7 protein-coding genes are annotated in these 7526 nt (G+C 45.8%); all 7 read left to right on the forward strand.

All coding sequences use genetic code 11. The features are described 5' to 3' along the window. Positions 1-37: 37 nt before the first annotated feature. The 7 genes from IQ270_RS26080 (at position 38) to IQ270_RS26110 (ending at position 7107) form a co-directional block, all read left to right on the forward strand. On the forward strand, positions 38-901 hold the full coding sequence (locus IQ270_RS26080) for a carbohydrate ABC transporter permease (RefSeq protein WP_193976070.1): 864 nt from the start codon (positions 38-40) through the stop codon (positions 899-901). A 113-nt stretch (positions 902-1014) separates the two neighbouring features. Next, complete coding sequence (locus IQ270_RS26085) at positions 1015-2139, forward strand: ABC transporter ATP-binding protein (RefSeq protein ID WP_193976071.1); 1125 nt, start codon at positions 1015-1017, stop codon at positions 2137-2139. 318 nt (positions 2140-2457) lie between these two features. After that, positions 2458-2823, forward strand: coding sequence for a hypothetical protein (locus tag IQ270_RS26090; RefSeq protein ID WP_193976072.1), 366 nt, complete (start codon positions 2458-2460; stop codon positions 2821-2823). 316 nt (positions 2824-3139) lie between these two features. After that, positions 3140-3577 carry a DUF3574 domain-containing protein gene (locus IQ270_RS26095; protein ID WP_193976073.1) on the forward strand — a complete coding sequence of 146 codons (438 nt, stop codon included), beginning with the start codon at positions 3140-3142 and terminating at the stop codon, positions 3575-3577. Positions 3578-3740: 163 nt separating this feature from the next. Beyond that, positions 3741-3971, forward strand: a complete 231-nt coding sequence (locus tag IQ270_RS26100; RefSeq protein ID WP_193976074.1) for a hypothetical protein — start codon at positions 3741-3743, stop codon at positions 3969-3971. Between the two features lie 324 nt (positions 3972-4295). After that, positions 4296-4808 (forward strand): hypothetical protein, encoded by a 513-nt coding sequence (locus IQ270_RS26105; RefSeq protein ID WP_193976075.1) that lies wholly within the window; start codon positions 4296-4298, stop codon positions 4806-4808. A gap of 277 nt (positions 4809-5085) precedes the next feature. Then, positions 5086-7107 carry an ABC transporter ATP-binding protein gene (locus IQ270_RS26110; protein ID WP_193976076.1) on the forward strand — a complete coding sequence of 674 codons (2022 nt, stop codon included), beginning with the start codon at positions 5086-5088 and terminating at the stop codon, positions 7105-7107. Positions 7108-7526 lie beyond the last annotated feature (419 nt).

Here is a 7526-nt window from a genome sequence, read left to right on the forward strand (position 1 = left end):
CCCCAGAAACCCCCAACTCCCATCATTGGTATAAACTATGTCGATCGCCAGCCAACAACCCACCAAAAACACCTTTAACATCCGGCAATTAATCTTGCCCCTATCAGCGATATTAATTGTCGCATATTTCCTCGCACCCATCATCTGGCAGGTGCTGACTTCCTTCAAAGTAAATGCAGATATTTCAGCAATTCCCAACGTCTACATTCCAACCCGAATTACCTTCGATCATTACCTGTCTTTATTCCAGCGCCGTCCGTTTGCACTTTACATTTTGAATAGCGCTTTTGTTTCCATTACTTCCACAGTGCTGTGTTTAGCAGTAGGAGCTCCCGCAGCTTACGCATTGGCGAGGTTGCGGCTGTGGGGCGAGAGAATTATTCTGGCAACTGTGACTATTGTGACGCTATTTCCGGCGGTGTTGTTATTTTTGGGTTTGTTAGAAATTGTCAAAGCTTTGAATTTAGGAAATAATTATTTAGCCTTAATTATTCCTTACACCGCCATCAATCTGCCGCTGACGATTTTGGTCATGCGGAGTTTCTTTCAACAACTGCCAAAAGATTTAGAAGATGCGGCAAAAGTTGACGGCTACAACACTTTTCAAATGCTGTGGCAAATCGTGCTGCCGATGACATTTCCGGCTTTAGTCACAACCGGAATTTTGACATTTATTTCAGCTTGGAACGAGTTTATATTTGCGCTGACATTTATCACTCGCGAATCCATGAAAACTATTCCAGTTGCAACTGCTCAACTCAGCGGTGCATCAGTCTTTGAGATTCCCTACGGCCCGATCGCCGCAGCCACCGTTTTGGGAACCTTACCCTTAGTTTTGCTGGTTTTGGTGTTCCAGCGGCGCATTGTTCAGGGTTTAACTGCCGGGGCAGTAAAAGGATAGTAAGAGAGTTTTGAGTGGTGAATTTGTCAATAAAACAGTCAAATAGTTAAGTTGATTCTTAGTGACGAATTACTAATAACCAATAACCAATAACCAATAACCAATAACCAATCATGGCAAAACTACAACTAAAAAACCTCAATAAAACCTACAGCCCCAAAGTTGTTCCTGTAAAAGACATTAGCTTAGATGTCAGCGAGGGCGAATTTCTCACCTTGCTGGGGCCCTCGGGATGCGGCAAATCTACAACGCTGCGGTTGATTGCAGGATTGGAACAGCCGACTAGAGGCGAGATTAGAATTGGCGATCGCAACGTGACATCTCTGAGACCGGGCGATCGGGATATAGCAATGGTTTTTCAAAGTTACGCGCTTTACCCGCACATGACAGTATACGAGAATATGGCATCGGGCCTCAAACTCCGCAAAATCTCCTCCCACGAAATCAATCGGTTAGTGATGGAAGTTGCAGCATCCCTGGGATTGACTGAATTAGTCGATCGCAAGCCCGGTAAACTATCAGGCGGACAGCGGCAGAGAGTAGCCCTCGGACGCGCTTTAGTGCGCCAACCAGAAGTATTTTTGCTCGACGAACCTTTGAGCAATCTAGACGCATTGTTGCGAGAAAAAGTCAGGGCCGAACTCAAACAATTATTTTCCTCCCAAAAAGCTCCTGTAGTATACGTCACTCACGACCAAACCGAAGCAATGACGCTTTCAACAAAAGTCGCAGTTCTCAACAGCGGCAACGTGCAGCAGCTAGACCCGCCGCACTTAATTTATAACCGTCCGGCAAATCTATTTGTAGCGGGTTTTGTGGGCAGTCCGCAAATGAATTTATTGGAGCTTAAATGCCAGGGAAATTCGGCGATGTTGGGCAATTTTAAAGTTCTCTTGCCAAATCTGACGACCGTGCCGCCTGAGATTGTCTTGGGAATTCGCCCGGAACACGTCTGTTTTGCAGGTGAAGATGCGGGGAATATGCAGGCCCGACCAACAATTCAAGATGTAGGGACTCGTAAATTACCCGCGCCAGAGGCAATTCAAGGTGAGGTTTATTTAGTGGAAAACTTGGGAATGCAAAACTTAGTTAGCGTCCGAGTTAAAGGTTTGGAATCGGTAACAGTGCGACTTTTGCTGCCAAATGACCGCCTGTGGAATTCAGAAATTGTAGAGCTGGTTTTTTGGCCTCAGTTCCTGCACTGGTTTGATGTCAAAACGGGCGATCGCCTGCAATAAAAATCTGCCTTGTATAGCACGATCGAGCCAAAACTGTCTAACTCTGTGCTGAACTTTTGTTTTTCTGCTTCTAACTAACTTATGACTTTAGTAAGAGGTAGAAGCATTTTGCTGCTGTTAACGTAATATTTGTGTGTAAAAAACCTAGTTGACTGACACATTGGTTGAGTGTTTACCAGATGCGATCGCTCAGGCTAATTGCAAGCGGCAGCTAAGTTAGGCTTGTCCTCGCTTTGGCTGCGGATTTTGGAGCCTGTCGATTAGCTAAAAAAATGTAGAAAATTATCATCCCCAATTAACTGACGGAGTATTACCGAGATGAATTTGATTTCCACTGCGATCGATCGCATCAGTTCTCTGTTTAAAGGCTTTCAAATCAAGAGTTTTTTAAGTGTTGTCCTAGTAGGTTTTCTGCTGCTGACCACCAATGTTGATGCGGGCAGCAGCAACAAAGCTTACGGCACACAATTCGGTGCAAATGCGGATTTAAACAATCCCGAAAGACCCCAAACTACTCGGGAATGGAGGCAAGAAGCTCGCGAAACTTCTGATTCTCCGGTCGAACGAATCCAGAAAATCGGGCAAGAAGCAGGAGCAGCGGTGAAAGAATTCGGGGAAATGTACCAAGATACTGCTAACAGAAGCATCCGCGAATTAAAAGATAACACATCAGATGCCAGCTAGTAGGCGAGTCTCAATAACAAGACTGATGCTATTAGACTCTAAACAACGGGATTATTTAATCTTTTTTAGGGTTGGAACTAAAAATCTTAGTAAAAATACTCAGTTTCTGACTCTCCCTGCGTCCCAGACTAAATAAACTAGCACTGACGCTCCCAAACCCAGTTTCTCATGAGAAACTGGGTTTTTAAGTTGGCAGCATTTTATGTTAAATTATATCGCAAACTGTGGCATCGGTATTATTCATAATGCTTGGGGAAGTGCTCGAACCTCTTTAATTGCGGATAATTGACCTGGATTATTACCTAAAAACGATCGCATGAACAAACATCTTCACAGTCTTGGCTTGACAGGTATGCTGTTAGTGCTGCCTGTTTTTCCGGCGACAATTGCCCGCGCTCAAATGCCCGCTATTTCCGATTCTCAGACCCAGCCTACAAATTTCCTCAAAGATGAACTGTATTTTGGCTTGACCAAACCGGGCGGGGAGATTGTTTCTGAAGCAGAATGGCAGGAGTTTGTCAAGACAATTATTACCCCTCGGTTTCGGGAAGGACTAACTGTATTAGATGGCTCCGGGCAGTTTCTTAACAGTTCGGGAATTCTGATTCGAGAAAAATCTAAAATAGTTCTTTTGATTTATGAAAAAAACTCTGAGAAAAATCGATATATTCAGGAAATTATCGAAACTTACAAGCGCACTTTCCAGCAGGAGTCTGTGCTGCGGACAACCAGTGAAGTCAAGGTTTCTTTCTGATGCGACCAGGGAATTAGCGTATTTATGATATTATTTACGGTGGTAGAGGTCATACCCTCAAAGATAAGTAGGGTGCGGGTGCAAGAAAAATGATAACTTGTGGGTATCGATCGCACATAGCCTTTGATTCGCTAGAAAAACCAGCCCGGGAGAAAACAAAAATATGACGGACGACGGCAACCAAAAAGTACAAGGGCCCGAAAGCGAGGATTCAAAAAATGTAACAAGGATGGCAAAAGCTTTTCTTGTGAGCGTAGCTTGGTCTTACGCAGAGGCCTTGGAGCGAACGAAACGCTCGCCAACTCCACAGGAACCCGCGCTGGAATCTGAGACAAAATCTGAGACAAAATCTCAGACAGAACCAGTCGATCGCGATTCTGAAAGCAATCAATGAAAGACGATTAATCAGAGAAGGGCAAAATTCTCTTGAAGCGCGATCGAACACAATAGTCAGTTAGCTGTTTTGAGTTCAGAACAGTCAACTCAAAACAGCGAACTGTGCCACTAAACGCGGATTTGTATTCGATTTTACAACAAAAAAAATTTGAAAGCCCGTGACCCTTCAACAAGCTCAGGACAAGCTTTAATCCAAGGGTGAGAACTGCGTTGCCGGTTTGAACCTCAACCTATGTCTATCTCTAAAAGAAATTAAAACTAAACAATTTACGCTTTTACAGCTAGAGTGTACAAAAGAATCACCAATTTTGATATCGGTCTCATGTCTAATTCAAAAATGATTGGTAAAGCGATCGCAGGTAGCCTTTGTTTCGGCATCCTCGCCAGCTTCATGGCCACGCCAGGCCCGGCATCAGCAGCAGCGCCCACAATTGCTGCTGAAACTACAGCCCCGGCCGCTAGCAACATCGACACCCAACTCCTAGGTCAATGGCAAGGCACGGTTCCCTCGGGTCAGTCTTTCACCTTCGTCTTTGCCCCTGAAGGTAAATTGTTCCTCATGGCAAAAGGCCCCGACGGAGCGGCCCGCGCCAAAGAAATGAGGTACAAAGTCAATCTCGGTGAAAAACCGATGCACCTGGATGTTGGCCTCAGCAGCACAGAAACCGTTGAGACTGTTTTTGAGCTGACTCCCGAAGGGCAAATGCGCCTTCAGTTGCAAGGCACCAATCCCGGACAGCCGAGACCTAATTCCTTAAACGAGCAAGCAACAGTGTTCAAAAAGGTCTCAGAGGCCACTGCACTGCCTGCTGACACTCAAGTCATCGGTTTTTGAGAATTAATTAATTGCAAAGCAGGCAGAAGGCGCTTAATTAGTTGTGAGTTTTCAGTTTTGAGTTTTATAGCAGTTTTCAATTCTCTGAAATACGTTAGAGAAACGGCAGTGCCTTGTGCGGCGCCGGATATCTGTATTTTACTCAGGGTCAAAACCGCCATAAGTTAAAGAATTTAAAATTTAAAACTTAAAAATTTAAAACTTTCCCAGTGCCTTCTGCCTTCAACGAGCCCTGCTACAATCCACTTAATCTCTATTTAACTTTGGCCAGACCTCCATGAGTGAAACCGTCCTAGAAGTTCGCAACCTGCGGGTTGAATTTCCATCTGCGGCCCTGGCCGATGCGTCTGCAACAGTCAAAGCTGTTGACGGCGTTTCGTTTGAGGTCAAGCGAGGGCAAACTCTGGGAATTGTGGGAGAGTCGGGGTCGGGAAAATCGGTAACATCCCTGGCCGTGATGGGTTTGCTGTCAAGTTCCTCAACGAATATCGAGGGCGAAATTTGGTTTTCTCCGACCAAAGACGGCGCTAGCAACAAGCCTGTGAATCTGCTGGAAATGCCGGATCGGGAAAAACAAACTTTCCGGGGCAGCCAGATTGCGACGATTTTTCAAGAGCCGATGAGTTCGCTCAATCCGGTTTATACGATCGGATTTCAACTCACAGAAGCCATTTGTCTCCACCAAAAGATATCCCAGACAGCAGCGCGGCGCAAAGCTGCTTCTCTGCTGCAAGAGGTGAATCTGCTACCGGGGGACGAGGAACTGCAGCAGCGCTGTTTGGCTTTGCGGCAAGAAGGAGGTGGCGAGGACGATCGCGATTTGATGCCACAAGTCAACGGCCAAAAACAAGCTATGCTCGATCGCTATCCCCACGAACTCTCAGGCGGTCAAATCCAGCGCGTGATGATTGCAATGGCTATTTCTTGCAATCCAACTTTATTAATTGCTGACGAACCGACGACGGCTTTGGACGTAACTGTGCAAGCCACAATCTTAGCTTTGCTGCGCGAGTTGCGCGACTCTAGAGGCATGGCAATGATTTTTATTACCCACGATTTAGGGGTGATTGCTGAAATTGCCGATACGGTGGCGGTGATGTATCGAGGCAAGATTGTTGAATGCGGTGCGATCGAACAAATTTTCAGCAATCCCCAACATCCTTACACAAAAGGTCTGCTAGCTTGCCGCCCAACTCTCGATCGGCAAATGCGCCGCTTGCCGACAGTTTCCGATTTTATGGATGTCACCACAAATGCCAGCGGCGAATTAATAATTGTCGAGAAAAATGTCGATTTAGACGGCGACAGCAGCGGCGGACTTTCTGCTTCTGCAACCGGAAAACCGCCTCGGTTGCCGAATATTTCCGAGCCTTTGCTAGCTGTTAATAACTTGCGAGTCGGTTTTCCGGTACAGGGAATGTTTGGCGGAACCAAACGCTTGTTTATGGCGGTAAACGATATTTCTTTTGAGGTTTACCCCGGCGAGACTTTGGGTTTGGTGGGCGAGTCGGGCTGCGGCAAATCAACTTTGGCGAGGGCATTGCTGCAATTAATTCCGATCGCCAGCGGTAAAGTGTTTTTTGAAGGTCAAGAAATTACCCCTCCGGCGAAAAGTAATTCGCGATCGCAGTGGATGGCTAATTATCAAAGAAAAAAAGAGTACGATCGCAAATTGCGCTGGCTGCGACGCGATTTGCAAATTATTTTTCAAGATCCTTTTAGTTCTCTCGATCCGCGCCTGAGTGTTGGGGCGGCGGTGATGGAACCGATGGTGATTCACCGCTTTGGCAAGAACCAGAAAGAACAGCGCGATCGCGCGGCTTATTTGTTGGATAGAGTGGGTTTGAATCCGGATTTTATGCGGCGCTACCCTCACGAGTTTTCGGGCGGCCAGCGGCAGCGAATTTGTATTGCTAGAGCTTTGGCTTTGAATCCGAAGTTTATTATTTGCGATGAGTCGGTTTCGGCATTAGATGTGTCGGTGCAGGCGCAAGTTTTAAATTTGCTCAAGGAGTTGCAAACAGAGTTTGGACTGACTTATATTTTTATTTCTCACGATTTGAGCGTGGTCAAGTTTATGAGCGATCGGGCGATCGTCATGAACAAAGGTAAAATCGAAGAAATTGGCACCGCCGATCGCATTTACCGCCAACCGCAGCAAGCTTACACCAAGCAACTTATAGCTGCTATTCCAGCCGGGAATTTAGAACGAATTCGGCAACAGCAATTAGGGCGCGAAGCTGCTTTGTCAACAGCGCATTTGCCCCAATCTCCTGCGGATGAATCCAAACAGGTTTGATCGCCTCTTCTGCCTTTAAACTGTATATTCGGGGCAAGGATCCAAGCTTAACCCACAATAAGCTGGCGTGGATCTAAATTTATATTGAAAGTCAGATTGTTCTTAAGTCAACCCTATTTCGCTATATAGGGCTTGCTGATTTAACCAAAAACCTAGATAACTCAATGGATTGAGATAGATCACAAGTTTAGGAGGTGCCAGGAATAAGCTTTTAAACCATCAAAAGTCAATCACTTTCAACTTTGATTACTGACTATTCTTACCTCTTCTAATTCCGACTTCAGACTCCTGACTCCTACCCTTAACGAAAAGACTTTTTCAGCAAGCCCTATATAGCGGTTCGATCGCATTGTGAGGTATACCCAGTTTGCCTATGCCCAGTTTTGCCTATACGGAGGCCAGTTTGGCCGCTAGGGCAC

This window comes from Microcoleus sp. LEGE 07076 (assembly GCF_015207455.1).
Lineage (GTDB): Bacteria > Cyanobacteriota > Cyanobacteriia > Cyanobacteriales > Microcoleaceae > Microcoleus.